At 40.4% G+C, this 16,729-nt stretch carries 16 protein-coding genes and 1 pseudogene; 9 read left to right on the top strand and 8 right to left on the bottom strand.

What is annotated here, in order from left to right; genetic code table 11:
- Positions 1 to 17: 17 nt before the first annotated feature.
- Together PSH41_RS04235 and PSH41_RS04230 are read left to right on the top strand one after the other, a co-directional pair.
- Complete coding sequence (locus tag PSH41_RS04235) at positions 18 to 473, top strand: hypothetical protein (protein ID WP_273588228.1); 456 nt, start codon at positions 18 to 20, stop codon at positions 471 to 473.
- Positions 474 to 549: 76 nt separating this feature from the next.
- Positions 550 to 1,455, top strand: a complete 906-nt coding sequence (locus PSH41_RS04230) for a cation diffusion facilitator family transporter (protein WP_121637463.1) — start codon at positions 550 to 552, stop codon at positions 1,453 to 1,455.
- Positions 1,456 to 1,468: 13 nt separating this feature from the next.
- Here the strand turns inward: PSH41_RS04230 and PSH41_RS04225 are convergent, their stop codons facing one another.
- On the bottom strand, positions 1,469 to 2,668 hold the full coding sequence (locus tag PSH41_RS04225; protein ID WP_273588229.1) for an Nramp family divalent metal transporter: 1,200 nt from the start codon (positions 2,666 to 2,668) through the stop codon (positions 1,469 to 1,471).
- Positions 2,669 to 3,097: 429 nt separating this feature from the next.
- Here PSH41_RS04225 and PSH41_RS04220 point away from each other — a divergent pair, with 429 nt between their 5' ends.
- Complete coding sequence (locus tag PSH41_RS04220) at positions 3,098 to 3,898, top strand: hypothetical protein (protein ID WP_273588230.1); 801 nt, start codon at positions 3,098 to 3,100, stop codon at positions 3,896 to 3,898.
- Between the two features lie 162 nt (positions 3,899 to 4,060).
- Positions 4,061 to 4,720 (top strand): annotated as a pseudogene (locus PSH41_RS04215) (NADPH-dependent FMN reductase).
- Positions 4,721 to 4,778: 58 nt separating this feature from the next.
- Here the strand turns inward: PSH41_RS04215 and PSH41_RS04210 are convergent.
- Positions 4,779 to 6,794, bottom strand: coding sequence for a TonB-dependent receptor (locus tag PSH41_RS04210; RefSeq protein WP_273588231.1), 2,016 nt, complete (start codon positions 6,792 to 6,794; stop codon positions 4,779 to 4,781).
- A gap of 235 nt (positions 6,795 to 7,029) precedes the next feature.
- Between PSH41_RS04210 and PSH41_RS04205 the strand changes: the two genes are divergently transcribed.
- Positions 7,030 to 8,847 (top strand): protein kinase domain-containing protein, encoded by a 1,818-nt coding sequence (locus PSH41_RS04205; RefSeq protein WP_273588232.1) that lies wholly within the window; start codon positions 7,030 to 7,032, stop codon positions 8,845 to 8,847.
- A 55-nt stretch (positions 8,848 to 8,902) separates the two neighbouring features.
- On the opposite strand, the gene PSH41_RS04200 is transcribed toward PSH41_RS04205, so the two are convergent.
- Both PSH41_RS04200 and PSH41_RS04195 read right to left on the bottom strand, forming a co-directional pair.
- The gene (locus PSH41_RS04200; RefSeq protein WP_095206626.1) at positions 8,903 to 9,427 is read right to left on the bottom strand and encodes a hypothetical protein; all 525 of its coding nucleotides are present in this window, start codon (positions 9,425 to 9,427) and stop codon (positions 8,903 to 8,905) included.
- Between the two features lie 23 nt (positions 9,428 to 9,450).
- Complete coding sequence (locus PSH41_RS04195; RefSeq protein ID WP_273588394.1) at positions 9,451 to 10,479, bottom strand: YHYH protein; 1,029 nt, start codon at positions 10,477 to 10,479, stop codon at positions 9,451 to 9,453.
- A gap of 167 nt (positions 10,480 to 10,646) precedes the next feature.
- Here PSH41_RS04195 and PSH41_RS04190 point away from each other — a divergent pair, with 167 nt between their 5' ends.
- Positions 10,647 to 11,078, top strand: coding sequence for a DUF3859 domain-containing protein (locus PSH41_RS04190; RefSeq protein ID WP_004586517.1), 432 nt, complete (start codon positions 10,647 to 10,649; stop codon positions 11,076 to 11,078).
- A gap of 255 nt (positions 11,079 to 11,333) precedes the next feature.
- Here PSH41_RS04190 and PSH41_RS04185 read toward each other — a convergent pair whose 3' ends face one another.
- From PSH41_RS04185 to acuR, 3 genes are all read right to left on the bottom strand, one after another.
- Entirely contained in the window at positions 11,334 to 11,750 is a 417-nt protein-coding gene (locus PSH41_RS04185) for a VF530 family DNA-binding protein (RefSeq protein ID WP_004586518.1), read from the bottom strand.
- Positions 11,751 to 11,823: 73 nt separating this feature from the next.
- Positions 11,824 to 12,813 carry an acrylyl-CoA reductase (NADPH) gene (gene acuI / locus PSH41_RS04180; protein ID WP_273588234.1) on the bottom strand — a complete coding sequence of 330 codons (990 nt, stop codon included), beginning with the start codon at positions 12,811 to 12,813 and terminating at the stop codon, positions 11,824 to 11,826.
- A gap of 50 nt (positions 12,814 to 12,863) precedes the next feature.
- Positions 12,864 to 13,496: an acrylate utilization transcriptional regulator AcuR gene (gene acuR, locus PSH41_RS04175; protein WP_273588236.1), complete on the bottom strand. Its 633-nt coding sequence runs from the start codon at positions 13,494 to 13,496 to the stop codon at positions 12,864 to 12,866.
- 608 nt (positions 13,497 to 14,104) lie between these two features.
- Here acuR and rmf point away from each other — a divergent pair.
- Positions 14,105 to 14,275, top strand: a complete 171-nt coding sequence (rmf, locus tag PSH41_RS04170) for a ribosome modulation factor (RefSeq protein ID WP_004586522.1) — start codon at positions 14,105 to 14,107, stop codon at positions 14,273 to 14,275.
- Between the two features lie 66 nt (positions 14,276 to 14,341).
- Here the strand turns inward: rmf and fabA are convergent, their stop codons facing one another.
- Positions 14,342 to 14,857 (bottom strand): bifunctional 3-hydroxydecanoyl-ACP dehydratase/trans-2-decenoyl-ACP isomerase, encoded by a 516-nt coding sequence (fabA, locus tag PSH41_RS04165; protein ID WP_004586523.1) that lies wholly within the window; start codon positions 14,855 to 14,857, stop codon positions 14,342 to 14,344.
- A 203-nt stretch (positions 14,858 to 15,060) separates the two neighbouring features.
- Between fabA and PSH41_RS04160 the strand changes: the two genes are divergently transcribed.
- Both PSH41_RS04160 and PSH41_RS04155 read left to right on the top strand, forming a co-directional pair.
- Positions 15,061 to 15,918, top strand: a complete 858-nt coding sequence (locus PSH41_RS04160; protein ID WP_273588237.1) for a 6-carboxytetrahydropterin synthase — start codon at positions 15,061 to 15,063, stop codon at positions 15,916 to 15,918.
- Complete coding sequence (locus tag PSH41_RS04155; RefSeq protein ID WP_248442368.1) at positions 15,911 to 16,729, top strand: M23 family metallopeptidase; 819 nt, start codon at positions 15,911 to 15,913, stop codon at positions 16,727 to 16,729. The genes PSH41_RS04160 and PSH41_RS04155 overlap by 8 nt, the downstream gene beginning before the upstream one ends.

The following is a 16,729-nucleotide window of genomic DNA, read 5'->3' as shown; positions in this document are numbered from 1 at the left end:
CTTAGGTTTATAAGTATATGAAGTTTAATAAGCTATTGGTTATAGCGGGGGTTTTAAGTTTTATAGCGTCACTTTTACATATTACCTGTATTTTTGGCGGCCCTGATTGGTATCGCTTTTTTGGTGCTGGTGAGCACATGGCGCAGTTGGCTAAGCAGGGAAGTACGTATCCTACCTTTGTTACTTTAATTATATCAGCCATACTTGCTATATGGGGCATGTATGCGCTCTCTGGCGCGGGTGTTATTTTAAAGCTGCCTTTTTTAAAAACGGCTTTGGTATTAATAACAGGTGTTTATTTACTAAGGGGGATAGCAGGGTTAATCGCTCCTTTTGTAACAACCAGTCAGTTTATTCATCACAACTCAATTGTATTTTGGATTGTAAGCTCAATTGTATGCAGTATTTATGGGCTGTTTTATTTATTAGGTACGCTTAAACTTTTCCGAACACATACCTCATTAACCTTATAAATTAAACACAGTGAGCGCTAAAAATAGATTTTTCACAGCTCAGGTTAATCAAGTTATTTACTATGTAAGGAGCAACATGAGTCACGATCACAGCCATCATATTAGTCATTATAATCGCGCTTTTGCTATAGGCGTTTTACTCAATCTTATATTTGTCGTGATAGAAGCAGGGTACGGTTTTTTTGCCAACTCCCTCGCGCTTTTAGCCGATGCAGGACATAACCTAAGCGACGTGGTTAGTTTATTACTTGCGTGGGGGGCAAATGTTTTGGCAAGTAAAGCCGCTACCGACAAGCGCACCTTTGGCTATAAAAAATCAACGGTGTTAGCGTCTTTAATGAGCTCTGTTTTACTTATGGCTGCCCTTGCTAGCATAGCTTGGCATGCCATAGAGCGTTTTGAAAACCCTCAGCCGGTTACAGGCATGACAGTTATAGTGGTTTCGCTTATTGGTGTAGTAATTAACACATTAACTGCGTTGTTGTTTGTGCAGGGGCAAAAGCACGATTTAAATATTCGAGGTGCTTTTTTACATATGGCGGCCGATGCAGCGGTGTCTTTAGGGGTGGTAATTGCTGGCATTGTTATTTTATTTAAAAACTGGCAGTGGGTAGACCCTGTTGTAAGTTTGAGTATTGTTGTGATTGTGTTTATTGGCACGTGGGGATTATTTAAAGACTCGCTTAATTACGCCACAGACGCCGTACCCAAAAATATTAGTATAGAAAAACTAAAGCAGTATTTTTTAAGCATTGAGCATGTAACAGGTGTGCATGGGCTACATGTGTGGCCACTAAGTACCACAGAGTCTGCGCTTATTGTTCACTTAGTAACGGACAACAACGCATTAAATAACGACTTTTTAATTGAAGTACAGCACCATTTACATGACCACTTTGACATTGAACACGCCACCATTCAAGTTGAAAGCAGTCAAGGCAGCACAGGTTGTATGTTCAACCATGGGCATGCCCATGGTTAAACGTTAATTGCTTTTAAAAAATTAACCCTGATAGCTTGTAACAACTTAACGAAAAAATGAGTAGTAGCACGGGTAATATAACTACATTTAAAAGTGTTGAGTTGGTGTATTTTCCCATGACTGATTTTTGATTCACTAACCACACCAAGTACGCGGTAATGATGGGCAGTAGTAATCCATTTGCAGCCTGTGCAAATATAATTACCGCAACAGGGTCAAGCCCCAGTGAGGCCACAAATGCACCAAAAGCTAAAATAGTAATGGCGACTGTTTTAAAACGGGTGTTACTCATTTCGCTTGACCAACCAAGCATGCCACATACCGCATACGCGCCTGCTAATGGGGCTGTTATTGCGCTGGTTAATCCTGCGGCAAATAAGCCAATAGCAAAAAAGTAATGCGCTGCTTCGCCAAGTAATGGCTCAAGTTGCACGGCCATATTTGCTGCACTAATTTTACCGGCATCGGTGCCATAAAAGGCAACAGACGCGGTTGATAAAATGGCAAGGGTGATCACCCCACCGAGCGTAATTGATAAACCTGTATCTAAGTTAGTTTGTTTAATAACAGTGTCTTTATCACTTTTAGAATGATCTTGCGCTGCCAAAACACCAGAGTGCAAAAATAAGTTATACGGAACAATGGTTGTGCCAATGAGGGCCAATACCGTTGTAATTGAGCCACCTGGCATTGTAGGTATAAACCCAGCGAGCACTTTAGCCATTGGTGGCGCAGCCATAATTAGGGTAGATATAAATACCAGGCTCATAAGGATCACCAGCAGTATTAATGCATTTTCTACCACTTTGTGCTTACCACTGTATAAAAGAATAGCGCTACATACAGCAATTAACGGCGTCCATATTTGTGCACTTACCCCTGGGAAAATACCAACTAGCCCCATACTTGCACCACTGAGGTTTCCGGCTTCATATGCAGCGCTACCCACACCAATTGCACTTATTACTAAAAAACTAGCAAGCGCTTTAAGATAAGGGGTTTTAATGTGTGCACGTAACGCTTGTGCTAAATCTTGCCCTGTTGCTACTCCTAATCGAGCAGCCATAGACTGCAACAAAATAGTGGCAATAACCGAAAAAAGTAATGTCCAAATTAATGCAAACCCAAAGTTTGCACCGGCAACACTTGCCGTTGTGATTGTTCCGGGGCCAATAAATGCGGCTGTTACAAGTAATCCTGGGCCAAATCGCATACTGTTACCTTAATATTTGCTTTTAAATTTAGAACAACGTTTTATTACGTTGAACCTAGATTGCTGCCACTTTACGTGCCATGCAGCGAGAGCCCCACCTTGGCTAATTAACCTTAAACTCTGGGTAATTATTTTAATATGACTATCAAAAAGCCGCGTAGGATACCAACTTATATATAGATTTAAAGAGCCAAACGATTACCTGCTTGTTAATTGCACAATATGCGCGAGTTATATTTATAAATCAGCCATGTGCGTTGTTGGTTTCTCATTTTTATCCTACCTTATAGATTGTAAAATGAGCAAGTTACTTAGTTTTTTAATGATGTGAGCCATTTTTTAAATAAATTGTTTAAAAAGGCATCTTTTTATTGCTGAGCTTCGTTATATAGCACTACTATGCGCAACTTTTTGGTTTTGGACCTTTTAATGAAAACTAATTTAAAAATCTCTCACTTGATCTGCATTATTTCGCTGGCTTTAGGTACGAGTAAAAGCGCTGCGAATGAATCGCTACACGAGCTTGAGGTAGGTCTAGGGGGTAATATAAAAAGCGTTGCACACCCTGATCACGAAAATGAAAAATTAAATATTCATATTCATCCTTTATGGGAAAGCCATTATGTGACAGAAGGGCGCGATAACTTGCCTGGTAGCGCCTTAGCGTCTATTGCGGGCGAAATAAATTACAATGACTTTACGTTTATTCCCTGGTTAGCAACAGGCACTGATAATGACTACGATGAGCTAAATTTAAATGCGATTTATTCGACTGAGCTTGCAGAGCACCTAACTTTGTATGCAGGTTACAACCATATAAAAGCACGCGAGGAAGGAGTAAATTCCCATGATAATGAGCTTAGCCTCGATATAAGCTATTCATATGATTGGGATATACATGCAATGGCGAGTATCTACCACTCGTTATCGCTCAGCGGCTCTTTTATAGAGCTGGCAATTACAAAAGAGTATGCATTTAGTGATTTAATGCGATTGGAGCTGCAAACTGCGGCGGGTTTTAATAGTGGTTATGTAAGCGATGGCCACAATGGCCTTAATAACGTAAAACTTGCTGCTAATTTATCTTATCAACTATTAAATAATGTCATGCTATCTGGCTATTCCAGTTACAGCGTTGCAATAAACAAAGATGCTGCACACTATAGCGGTGATGAACATTTACGCTCCTTATTTTGGGCAGGGTTTGGTGTTAGTTATCAATTTAATTGAGGGTAGGCTTGGCGCTAGCGTTAAAGCGTAAGTGATGGGTGCCACCCTTATTAATTTTTGTTTAGAGTGCTAAAAATTGTGCAAACAAATAAAAGCCTCGCATTTTTAATATGTTTTAGGTTTAAGGTATAGTGGGTACAACACTCAATTAAAGAGGCTTTTATGAAATTTTTAGTTTTTTTAGGCACCGTTAGAGATAGCACACCCCCTAAGCCAGCACGATTAGGAGAGCGAGTAGCTGAGTCATGCCTCAAATGTTTAAACGAGCGCTACAGCGAGCACGAGTTTGAACTTATAGACGCGCTCGACTTTCCTTCAGAGGATGTATTTAAACCTCATTTTGCCTATGCAAAAAGCCAAGCTCCAGCACATTTAACAGCCTTAGCAGATAAAATTACCCAAGCCGATGGCTATATAATGGTAAGCCCAGAGTACAATCATAGTATGAGCCCGGCATTAGCTGATTTGCTAAACCATTTTGGCAGCTCGTTGTTCTCGTACAAGCCAAGCGCTATTGTCACCTATTCGGCAGGGCAATGGGGAGGGTTACGTGCGGCAATTAGTTTACGTACCTTTTTATCAGAACTTGGGTGTTTGCCAGTCTCTGCAATGGTTCATGTACCAAAGGCGCAAGAGGTGCTAAATAGCGACGGTTAAATGCAAGAGGGCGAAGAAGAAAAATCGTGGTTTAATTATTATTCGCGTACTTTTAGCCAACTGATGTGGTGGGCACAGGCGAGCAGCCAACATAGTAAAAACGTAGATCCCCACGCTATGTTAAAAAGTTTTAAAACAGCGCCATCTCAGCGAAATGCACCTTAAAAAATGTATTAAGGTGCGCTTTTATGTGTACTGTTTTTGTATACAGTATTTTGCTCGGTTAAAACAATAAGCTAATTGATAAGCGGGCTGTGCGAGGCTCAATAGGATGAAAGTGGTTATCTTCTACACCTTGTGCAGGCTCGCCCGGTAAGCGCGAAGCATAGTAGTAATCTATATCGTGATCGGTACTATCAAATAAATTCAGTAGTTCAAAATCGACTTTCCAGTGAGTTTGTTTATAGCTAATAGCACTATTAACTACCGTTAATGGTTCAGAGCGAATATCACCAGAGTCAGAAAGCGTACGTTTACCTATGTGGCGTACTCTAAATGATGATTGCCACAATTGCGTTATATGCCAATTTAAACCTGCACTTGCAACAACAGGTACTGCGCCTTCTATATAGTTTTTGTCAGAGTTTATATTTAATCTTGAATGAGTAAACGAGGCTTCCATGTCTAGGCTAAAGCGTTCATTAATCCAATAATACGCGCTTAGCTCTAGACCATAACGTTTTGAAGCATCACTCGGCTCTGTATTACCCGCATCACCTACAAATAAAAGCTCTGAGTCGAGTGTAAGCCACCATAAAGCGGCTGATAAATTAACGTTTTGATCATCGGCAAAACGCAGGCCTAGTTCAGCACCTTCGCTTTTTACTAGTAAATCTACTTTTTCGGCATTTTGTTGGCTAACAGGGTCAATATTAATGGTAGTGCCGCGGGCATCGTTTGAATGAAAAGACTGCCCCCAGTTTGCATAAGCGGCTAACAAATCAGTAAGTTTATAATTTAAACTGCCTTTAAAGCTTACTAAGTCATCGTTTGCTTTGCCCGAATTTACCTGTGTGATACTGCTTACATCGGTATCAAAATAGTCGTACCGCACGCCTGCTGTTGCCTCTAATTTAGGTGTGAAAAGTATTTTTGTTTGCCAATAACTCGAATAGCTTGTTTGTTTTATGGCATCTTGTCTTATTGTATTGAGTCGCTCTCGCGCTTTAGTGTTATAAAGCCCTACCTTGTCTATATCGTCATGGCGAACCTCAAGCCCTGCAGTGTGCTGCATATTTAAACCAGCAGTAAGGGAGTCAAATTGATAACGTAGCTCACCACCATAAATAGTGCGGCTATCTTGTTGGTTAAACTGATCGCCATTTATAGGGTCGTTTAAAAAATAGCTAAAGTTAGAAAACAGCGTTAAATCGTAATTTATGGCATAAATACTGGTTTTTATATGCTTGCCTTGCCAAACACTTGATAGGCTATAGCGACTCGAACTCCCCCCAAGGGTGGTATCAAGCGACCCTAAGGGTGACGTTATATTTTGTGACACTGCGCGCTGTGGAATTTGATCGGCTGATTGCCATGTGTTGTCGTAGGCCATTGCTGTAATAGATAAATCTCCATTTAAAGCTTTGCCAACATAACGAAGTAGGGCATTTTTCTTATTTACGTTTTCGTCTATATCATCCCATGGGCCATCGTAGCCTTGCCACTCAGCTGCTGCTATTAACTTGGCATTAGATACATCAACCGCACTAAGCACTACTGCACGTTTATAGTTATCTTCACCAATGCTTAGCTCTATTTGCTTGTGCTTTAAGTTATTAGCTAAATTAAATTGCGCACTCCCCGCACTTGAAAAGTCCCCTTGTGTAGCGCTGTATGATCCTTTTTGGTAATTAATAGTTGAAATAGCTTCTGGAATAATAAAATTAAGATCGGTATAACCTTGCCCGTGTCCATGGCTTCGCATATTTATGGGCATGCCCTCAATGCTGGTGGCAAAGTCGGTGCCATGATCTAAATTAAAGCCTCTAATAAAGTATTGATTAGCCTTACCCGAGCCACTGTGTTGTGTAACCGCCATGCCTGGAATAAGCTCTAACATTTCGGCGCTTCTGAGCATGGGGCGCTGCTGTATTTCTCCTTGACCAATAATACCGCTTGAGGCACTGATAGACTCGCCAATTAAACCATCTCTATGCCCATAAACAGTAATGGTCTCTATATTAGCGTAGCTGCTAATGCTATATAACGTGCTCAGTGTAAGTAAAGCTAATCTCTTCATCGCTAAAATCCCTATGTATTTACTATCTAAAATAAGCAGATAGTATAAATACGGCTTAGCTAATCGATTGGATGCAACATTTGTTATCAAGGTGTAATGGTGCATGTTTAGCACTTGGCTAGTTAGCTTTTTAGGTAAGAGTAAAAACTACAAGGTGAGTATTGTAATCTGGCTATATAACACTAATAATCATGTGGCTAACTCACTATTTAACCTATAAAACAAAGAGCCTGTATTGAAAGCCAAAGAAATTCGCAATTTTTATATTAACGAAGAGCAATCTGTTTATTTGCTGTCACATAGAGATGCCAAAAAACACCGTCAATGGCTTAATATTTGTATTAAACAACTGAGTGCGCTTGGGTATAAAAATGTAGAGATGATTGGCTCAGGCGCGTTTGGGTTTGTGTTTGCTGGCAATGACGAAAATGCCTTACCTTGGGTGTTTAAGTTCTCGCGTATTACGCTTGCCCAAAGCGTACGCGACCGCCTAGAAGACGAAGCGTATATGCTCTCGCAAATTAATAACCCCCTAGTGCCCACCTTTTATGCTTTTGAGCGTATAAAAAAACAAGGTATTTTAATGATGGCCCGCGCCATTGGAGAAGACCTTGAAAAAGTATCGCTCAAAAAAGGGCGTTTTAGTGCCGCCCATATTATGCAATTAGCGGTGCGGCTGCGTAATGTACTAATTGACCTGCGTAATCATAAAAATGGTTTAACCCCTCAACCTATAGTGCATGGCGATATTAAACCTTCTAATTTGGTATGGGATGAGCAAAGCGATGCGCTGTCTTTAGTTGATTGGGGAAGCTCTGTTTACGCACAGGTTGATAGTAAGGGTGAGCCTATAGCCAGTAATTTTATGGATTTAATGTCGGGAGATTTAAGCACTACTAATGCAAGAATGGGCGATGTGTATTTTATAGGTGATGCGCAAATGTCGGGTGAGCAGTCATCCCCACGCTTTGATGAACAAGGTGTGGCTTCTACTTTATATGCACTTGCCTCCGCTCAGTCGTGTCGTTTTGGCGCGCAAGCCATTCCTGCAAGCTCGCTTGGCTTACCCAAAGAGCTTGCCAATGTAATTGACGGCATGCTGTCTAAAAATAAAACCATACGCGATGGCGCAGGCGATTACTTTATGCGTAACATTACCAAAATGGCTCAGGCGTATTTACCTGAGCTTAAAAAAGCGGAGCCTCGTCCTGCTATCCCGTATTGGTTTGGCAAAGGTGATAAGCCCGACACCGTAGTATATAGCTCGCGCAAACAGTTTTTACGACAAGCCGATCATAATCAGCAGCTGCTAGATGTTAACGATGCTCAATTAGACCGCTACTATAAAGAGTTTTTGTTTGATACCGGCGATACCGAAAAAGCCTTTTTGGCCTCTATTAGCCGCCTAGCTAAATACCCGGTAGTGGGTGGATTGAGTTTTCATTGGAAAGATGAGTCGTTGTTTGTTGAGTCATCGCTTATTATGCATGATGAAAGTTTAAAAACAGCCTTTACCGATGCCATTAATAATACCGTAATGCTTGCTCAAGCGATAAGTCAAAAAGGTTTATTTAAGTGTTGTTTATTTGATGCGCGTAAAACTATTCAATTAGAGCGAGATGGAACCGGGGCGTTTAAGTTTGATAACCTCCCTGAGCTGGATTATGAAGTTGTCAGTATGAAGGCAAACGAAATTGCACGTCCACATTCTTACTTTGAAGATGGTAAAGATCCTGATGAGCAGCTGCAACTTCCTAAAAAAGTGATTAGATGCGTGTTTGAGCTAAATCAAATTCATCATACTGGCTGTATTATATTTGAAGCCCTGCCAGATAGAATGAAAATACACCATTACTATCGCTTACTCGATGAAAGCAAAGAAGTAGAGTTTAAACGGTTACTTAATAAATTAATGCAGTATGCAGTTAACATTACTGATGTGGGGGTAGCAGGATTTATGAAGCTTCCTTATAAAAACACCCGCGAATTTTCGCTTTGCGAAAAACAACCAGAGAATTTTTTTCCTAAAAATCCAAAATTATTAGCGCAGTAAAAATAAAAAAGGGCAGCTTAATATTAAGTCTGCCCTTGGCTACTTAATTGTTAGTTTAAAACACTGTGCTAAAAGGCGTACGCGGTGTTAAAGCAAACTGATGTGTCATTTTTTGCTGTTTGTTAGTAGCGGTAATGTGGTACTTATTTAAATCAGTATTTTGACTAAATAACCTAACGTTTAATTTTAGCTGTGCGCTTATATCAGGCACTGTATATCGGCCCGTAATCGTTATGTACTCAATGTTATTAGTATCAGTATGCGACACTTCAGGGTTTAGTAATAAGCCCTCTAAAGAAAACTTATAATGATGATCGTTTAAATAAACCCCTCGCATTATGGTTTTGCTGATTTGCTTTTTATGGGCGTTAAATTCATCCATAGATACTTTTTTATTTAAATCATCATCAAGGTTATTAAATGCAGAAATAGGCAGCGAGAGCACAATAAAGGCATGGTTATCAATCACGTTTAATGTTCCGTGTTGAGCCACCATTAAATGTGCATAAACAACCGGTGCTATAACAATGTTGGCCACTAAAATAAGCGCAACCAGTGCTTTTTTATGTAATTTCATCATGCTCACTTTGCCTATAAGTAAATTTATAGCTCGCCTTTAACACAGCGTTGAAAAAACGGATAAGTATCGGTTGCATAGTAATGGTATATGCCTTGTGGAAATTCAGGGGTCACCCCAAAGCGCCCGTTACACTCATCTAAATCGCCAGAACCAGCTACATACTCCCAATCTTGTGCAAAAGTTCCCAGTGGATAAATATCGGTAGAAGGGCGGTTATCGCTTACAGTACTAATATGTTGGTAGCTACCTGTCATCACTTTAAGTGACGAACTTGCATCATCCGCGGTGCTATAGCCATAACGCGCATAAATAGGAAATCCATCAGCCGCCCATGCAATTAGAGTCATTGTTGAGCTGTTGCCGCCTTTAAGGGAGATAAATCCCTCCGGCATGCCATGATAATGATATGTGCCATCGGGCTGTACGTGTGCGTTGTTATCGTCAGTACCAAAACTAAAGGTATCTTGGCTTAGTGCTTCAATACTCCAGTTGCCACTGTTATCGCCAAGCGAGCAATTATCGCCAAGCGAGCAATTATCGCCAAGCGAGCAATTATCGCCAGAGTCATCACAACTGCCGCCGGTACCGGCATCAATTTTAACGCCATTTAGTACTATGCCTAACACGCCTCGAGGGCCGCCCATTAAGGTTGCTGTATCGCTTTGTATAGGCGTTAACGTAAAGCTGTCACTCACAGTTTGCTCAGAAATGGTGTTTGGATTGTCGGGGTTAGGAAACGTGCCCACATCATGATCGGGAATGCCATTAGCAACTACATCGCGTGTTGTACCTGTGCATGCCCAATCAGCAGAGCTGGTGGTTTGCACTGATGTTGAGTCGTTGTATTCATTGTAACTGTATTCACATAGCACTTGCTCGGTTGAGCTGGTGCCACTTGTTGCTGTTGTACTTTCACTGCTTGAACTTGTACTTTCATCAGTGGCGGTTGTTAGGTTTTGCTCATCACTGCCACATGCAACAAGAGAAGAAATTGCTCCGCTTAATAACGAAATTTTTAATAGTTTAACTTTATTACAGAGAGTGTGATTCATCATACACAGCCAATTAAGTACTAATTGCCACTATTTTTGATCTTAAATGTGCAAGCAATGTGCAAAAATAAATCAACATTGAGTATGTTTGTTAATCAGGTGATTTTACTTAAGCTGCATGTATTATAAAATCAGTGCATTAACAGCCTAAAGTAAAGAATGGTGTAATGGCAAAATCAAAACCTGAGGTGTCGATTCAAAGTTGTGGGATTTATTCTACATGGGATAGCAAAAGTAAAGCGTTGCCACAAATTGAGCAATTTACTACCAATGTAATTGCCAAGCTTGATGTTGAATTTGGTTTAATAATTAATATCAAAAAAGCAAAAGGCGAAAAACTTCACTTTTGTATTTATCACCCCGATATACCAGACAGTAATGGCGAAATAATGCCGCCCTTTGAAGGCGTTGAATACATTAAAGAGAACGACTGGCAGTTTTATTTAGGTGATACGCTGTGGGAGCCTATTGAAAATAAACTCGGAGATTGGCGAATGACACTCACCCTAAATAATAAAATTATTGCCGATAAAACATTTAACGTAGCACTTGAAGAGCAAGGCTCTGTTAATGATTTTTGGCGTAAACGAGGTTACTAAGCCCTAAAATTGCAGAGCTAAAAAAAGCCAATATACATTGGCTTTAAAAATATAACTTAACCTGAACTCTGGTTAAGAGATAGACCAACATAATTTATCATGATGATCTTTAAGCTTAATTCTCTAGCCAGCGGTTTTCGGTGAAGACAAGGCGAATTTACGCGTCAATAGCTAGCCTATTGCAAGTAAATTCAACGCTGTTAGCGCTGAAAATAGCTGCTAGAGATAGATTTATTATCCAGAGTTGAGGTTAACTTAGTTACCCCACGGGTTAGTTGCATTTGAGCGTTGTTTTCGTGCCCTGGCGCGTTGTTTAGTGGCCTTTTTTTCCATAATTCGCTTTGCATCACTAAAACTTAATTCGCACGGCTCCCCCGGTTTATGATCAGCAGGAATAACTCTATCTCGTGGCGGTAATTCGTATTGCACATCGTCGGGTTTAGGTAAGTTTTTAAGGCGGTATAGGTAAAAGTTATCTACCTTTTCTTGTGCCCATTGTGTTTTACGTAAAAACTTAACCGCCGATTTTACATCAGGGTTGTTTTTAAAACAGTTTAATTGCAAATAAGCGTGTAGTAGCTCCCACCCATATTGCTCAACCAGTTCTTCAACCACTTGCTCTAATTTTACGCCTTGCAGTGGGTTATTACTGTAAAGATCTTGGTTGCTCATAGGTGTTGCCTCATTAATAAAAATACAAATGCCATTATAAATTTAATAACGAGGCTTTAATAGATAAAATTGCTTAACTTTGGCAATTAACAACTACGCGGCCGCGAATTTTACCTTCCATAAGTTGCTCGGCATTTTCGATTACTTGTTCAAGTGTAATTTCGGTTGAAATTTTATCAAGGTAATCGGCTTTAACTAAGCTTGCTAGTCTGTCCCATGCTTCTACTCTGTCTTTTTTAGGGCGCATAACGCTGTCTATACCAATTAAAGATACACCACGTAAAATAAAGGGCGCTACTGATGCGGGTAAATCCATGCCTTGGGCTAAACCACACGCAGTAACCACACCACCGTATTTAAGCGATGCACAAATATTAGCAAGTGTGTGGCTGCCTACCGAATCTATAGCACCAGCAAAGCGTTCTTTTTGAAGTGGCTTACCTGGGTTTGAAAGCTCATCGCGGCTAATAATTTGTGACGCACCTAGCTCTTTTAAGTAATCGCTTTGCTCCATTCTTCCTGTGGCAGCGGTTACGTTATAGCCCAGCTGATTTAATAAATAAATGGCAAAGCTGCCAACACCGCCGTTTGCACCGGTCACTAATATTTCGCCATCACTTGGAGTGATGCCTTGTTTTTCAAGGGCAATAACACTCAGCATTGCAGTGTAGCCCGCGGTACCAATTTGCATTGCTTGTTTTGGCGAAAGCGGTGCAGGGAGAGGGATTAACCAATCACTATTAAGCGATGCCTTTTGTGCAAGGCCGCCCCAGTGTTTTTCGCCCACACCAAAGCCATTTAAAATTACATTATCGCCAACAGTAAATTCATCCGTACTTGTCTCACTTACTGTGCCCACTAAATCGATGCCTGGCACCATAGGAAAACTGCGCACAACCGGGCCCTTACCAGTTATGGCTAGCCCATCTTTGTAATTGAGTGTGCTGTAAAGTACATCAAGTTGCACGTTTTGATCTGGTAGGTCACTTTGCTGCACTTCACTAAGCGCCGCAGCGTAGTTTTCGTCTTTCGTAATTACAATAGCTTTAACTGAGTTACTCATAACATATCCTTTTAGACCGATCGGTTTTTAATGGCTAAATAAAATGCGCATTAGGTAAGTAATGCGCGTAAAAACATTTCTGTATACAACGTAAGGGGTTTACTTGATTGGGTAAGTTTAGCGCGCATAACGGCGCCTTCCCAGCCAATCCAAAAATATTCACTCATAAGCTGCGTATCAACAGTTTTAGCAAGCGTGCCTTGTTGCTGTGCTTCATTTAAACACAGCTCAACTTGCTGCTGCCATGCTACGTAGCTTTGTAGTAGGCGGATTTTAAATTCATCACTTAAATGATTGAGCTCTTGATTTAAATTGCCGACCAAACAACCGCGTTTGTACTGGTATTTTTGCATGCCCATAATGGCACTTTGCGTAAAGTGAATTAAGCGCTCGAGGGGCGGGGTATTGCTATCGGTTAAATATTTTTTGAGCTTAGTAATAAAGTAGTCATCGTAGGCATTTACTAACGCAATACCAAACGCTTCTTTACTTTTAAAGTAATGATAAAACGAGCCTTTAGGCACGCCGGCTTTTTTTAAAATGGTATCAAGGCCAGTTGCGCTAAAACCAAATTCAGTTAAGGTTTCTAGGCCAACCCTAATAAGGTGCGCTTTGGTATCGGTGTTTTCGCGAGGTATTTTAGGGGGTCTTCCGCGCCGTGCAGGTGCCTGAGCAGTGTTCATTATAAGTAACCCCTAATAGCCTTTTTAAAGTTAACCCATATTAGACCGATCGACTTTAATTAATCAAGCATAAATACCAATTGTTTAAAAATAAATCGTTAAAGCTGTTTTTTAAACAAAAGGGCAAATTGCAATAAAATCGTCATGATTACATTTTTGTTTGGAACTTAGCCAAAAAAGGTGTGTCGGATAAATAGGTCGTGTTGATTTTTGCTGGTTAAATTTGCAGTGGTGTTTGGCATTTAGACAAGGCGGTAATGCACCATAAATACCAACTATATGCTTCCCATTAGCTGCTTTCATTAAGCAGTTATTTAATCGCTTTAATGGAGATATTTAAATCAGCAAAGTAGAACACGCCTTAGCACATAAGTGCATTTAAGCGGTTAGATAGCCGTATTGTAAATTAAAGAAGCAGTAAGAAATGAAGTGGTACGACCACTGTGTTTTTATTAATGTTAAATTATTTTTGCATCAGCATGTTAGTTAATGTCAAACAAATTAATTAATTTTGCTATTTGAATTTAACATTTTTATTAACTATTCATTAAATGTAGATTTCACTAATGCTACAAAATTTATAATTAAAAAAGGTGAGGATATTACCGATGAAGAGACAAAAAAGAGATCGTTTAGAAAGAGCTCATTCTCAAGGTTTTAAAGCAGGTTTAGCCGGGCGCTCAAAAGAGCTATGCCCTTATCAGCAAATCGATCCTAAGTCAGAATGGTTAGGCGGTTGGCGTGAAGCAATTGAAAACCGAAACATGTATAAAACCTAATTCATCAGATAAGAATTAACGTAAAAAGGCCTCCAACAGGAGGCCTTTTTGCATACATTACTAACTTTAGAATGCGCTTGTGTCTTGAAATAAGCCCACTTTTAAATCTTTTGCTTCGTAAATTACGCGGCCATCTACTTCAACTGTGCCATCAGCCATACCCATAAATAGTTTACGCTTAATTACACGTTTCATATCAAGGCGGTACGTTACTTTTTTAGCGGTAGGTAAAATTTGACCGGTAAATTTAACTTCACCCACACCTAAAGCACGGCCTAAACCTGGGCCACCAGACCAGCCTAAGAAAAAGCCAACGAGTTGCCACATAGCATCTAGCCCTAAACAACCTGGCATAACTGGGTCGCCTTTAAAATGGCAATCGAAAAACCATAGGCTTGGGTCAATATCAAGCTCAGCTACAATTTGGCCTTTACCGTGCTCGCCGCCATCAGCAGTGATTGAAGTAATACGGTCCATCATTAACATGTTGTCGCTTGGTAAACGGCAGTTACCTTCACCAAACATTTCACCTTGACCACATAGGATCAAATCTTCTTTTGTATAGCTATTTTTAGGTTCCATAACACTTATCTTCGCTTAGAAATTGCCAAGTACTTTAGCGTACACTTGTACGCTAAACAACTCGGAGCAGTTGAAAAAACACTTTTTTGCGTGATTTATCGCCAATCAGTAGTGGCGATTGCTTTTTGCACTATAAAACCGCGCAATTACAATCAGAAATCATTATAATTACCCCTGACTTATAACCAGTTTAAAGGAAGTTTATGATCCTTTTTGTTAACTCACTAACAGTGATTGATTTTTCTTACTTATGTAACAAACGCGGCGCCGTTGGCGAGAGCTGGATTGTTGACTTAACGTTGCATGGCAAGCTAAATGAAGAGTCTATGGTGTTAGACTTTGGCTTAGTTAAAAAGCAAATTAAAGGCATAATTGACGACTGTTTAGACCACAAACTAGCAATTGCTAAAGGTTTAAATGGCACAGTACAAGAATTTGATTCGCACAAAACGCTCGATTGCACATTTGGTGATAACCACCATTTAGCCATGAGTGCTCCGCATCAAGCTTATTGCATGATAGACGCGCCAGAAATTAGCGTTGAATCAGTGACTGAATTTCTAATCGACACTATTTTACCAAAATTGCCAGAAAACATTGAAAAAATTGAGTTGTCGCTGAAACCAGAGCACAGCCAAAGTTTTTATTACCATTACAGCCATGGCCTTAAAAAGCACGATGGTAACTGTCAGCGTATTATTCATGGCCATCGCTCGCAAATTGGTATTAGTTTAGATGGTATGTCTATGCCACGCTTACAAAAGCAATGGGCAGAAAAATGGCAAGATATTTACTTAGCCACGGCTGAGGATCAAATCGCTGCAAGCGAATTAAAACACATAAGCGCTAAAAACGATGATGTGTGTTTTGCTTATACCGCTGCACAAGGTTACTTTGAAATGGCGATAAGCGAGTCACGCTGTGACATTTTACCTGTTGATACAACGGTAGAATGTATTGCTCAACACCTTGCTGAGCAAGTTAAGGCAGAATACCCAGACAAAGACGTAAAAATTACCGCATATGAAGGCGTAGGAAAGGGATCGATTAGTTATGCTTAAAACTCTTTTAGCCACAGCGCTTGTAACCACAACTAGCTTTAGTGCATTAGCGCTTGAGCTAAAAGGGCACCTAACGCAGGGCGGCTTAGTGACTGGCAAGCTTGAAAATGTAAAGTCGGTATCGCTAGATGGTAAAACATTAAAGTTATCAGACTCTGGCGATTTTGTGTTTGGCTTTGGTCGCGACGCGAAAGCAAAACACGCCCTTACGTGGGTAGATAATAACGGTAAAACACACACGCAAGATTTAATGATTACTAAACGTGATTATAAAATTGATAAAATTACCGGTGTGGCAAAAAAGTATGTGTCGCCCCCTAAAGAAGTAAGCGCACGTATTAGCCGTGAAGCGCAAGCAATACGTAAAGCGCGCGCGGTTAACTCTGATTTACAGTACTTTTTAGACCCCGTATTAAAGCCTGCACAAGGCCGTATATCGGGTGTTTATGGTAGCCAACGTTATTTTAACGGCGAACCGCGACGCCCACATTTCGGTTTAGATATTGCCAATAAAACCGGCTCGCCTGTTTATGCTCCGATCAGTGGCACCGTGGTGTTTGCCGACCCCGATTTATACTACTCTGGCGGTACGCTTATTATTGACCATGGCCATGGCGTTACCTCTACATATATTCATTTAAGCAAATTAGATGTAAAAGTAGGCGATACAATAAGCCAAGGCGACAAAGTTGCCGAAATAGGTGCAACAGGGCGTGTAACAGGCCCACACCTTGATTGGCGTTTTAACTGGGAAGGCGAGCGCCTAGACCCAGCATTATTGATGCAAGATAAGCTTGCTAATAAAAAGTAG

This window comes from Pseudoalteromonas sp. CST2, from assembly GCF_028599385.1.
GTDB lineage: Bacteria > Pseudomonadota > Gammaproteobacteria > Enterobacterales > Alteromonadaceae > Pseudoalteromonas > Pseudoalteromonas atlantica.
Note: the sequence above shows the minus strand (reverse complement) of the source record. Positions and strands in the feature narration are given on the sequence as shown.

What these genes read in the sequence shown, in the direction of transcription:
- PSH41_RS04155 (WP_248442368.1), top strand. Translation starts at nt 15,911, where the DNA reads ATGCTTAAAACTCTTTTAGCCACAGCGCTTGTAACCACAACTAGCTTT.
- acuR (WP_273588236.1), bottom strand. Translation starts at nt 13,496, where the DNA reads ATGAACACTGCTCAGGCACCTGCACGGCGCGGAAGACCCCCTAAAATA.
- acuI (WP_273588234.1), bottom strand. Translation starts at nt 12,813, where the DNA reads ATGAGTAACTCAGTTAAAGCTATTGTAATTACGAAAGACGAAAACTAC.
- PSH41_RS04210 (WP_273588231.1), bottom strand. Translation starts at nt 6,794, where the DNA reads ATGAAGAGATTAGCTTTACTTACACTGAGCACGTTATATAGCATTAGC.
- PSH41_RS04220 (WP_273588230.1), top strand. Translation starts at nt 3,098, where the DNA reads ATGAAAACTAATTTAAAAATCTCTCACTTGATCTGCATTATTTCGCTG.
- fabA (WP_004586523.1), bottom strand. Translation starts at nt 14,857, where the DNA reads ATGGAACCTAAAAATAGCTATACAAAAGAAGATTTGATCCTATGTGGT.
- PSH41_RS04200 (WP_095206626.1), bottom strand. Translation starts at nt 9,427, where the DNA reads ATGATGAAATTACATAAAAAAGCACTGGTTGCGCTTATTTTAGTGGCC.
- PSH41_RS04195 (WP_273588394.1), bottom strand. Translation starts at nt 10,479, where the DNA reads ATGAATCACACTCTCTGTAATAAAGTTAAACTATTAAAAATTTCGTTA.
- PSH41_RS04235 (WP_273588228.1), top strand. Translation starts at nt 18, where the DNA reads ATGAAGTTTAATAAGCTATTGGTTATAGCGGGGGTTTTAAGTTTTATA.
- PSH41_RS04225 (WP_273588229.1), bottom strand. Translation starts at nt 2,668, where the DNA reads ATGCGATTTGGCCCAGGATTACTTGTAACAGCCGCATTTATTGGCCCC.
- PSH41_RS04185 (WP_004586518.1), bottom strand. Translation starts at nt 11,750, where the DNA reads ATGAGCAACCAAGATCTTTACAGTAATAACCCACTGCAAGGCGTAAAA.
- PSH41_RS04160 (WP_273588237.1), top strand. Translation starts at nt 15,061, where the DNA reads ATGATCCTTTTTGTTAACTCACTAACAGTGATTGATTTTTCTTACTTA.
- PSH41_RS04190 (WP_004586517.1), top strand. Translation starts at nt 10,647, where the DNA reads ATGGCAAAATCAAAACCTGAGGTGTCGATTCAAAGTTGTGGGATTTAT.
- PSH41_RS04230 (WP_121637463.1), top strand. Translation starts at nt 550, where the DNA reads ATGAGTCACGATCACAGCCATCATATTAGTCATTATAATCGCGCTTTT.
- rmf (WP_004586522.1), top strand. Translation starts at nt 14,105, where the DNA reads ATGAAGAGACAAAAAAGAGATCGTTTAGAAAGAGCTCATTCTCAAGGT.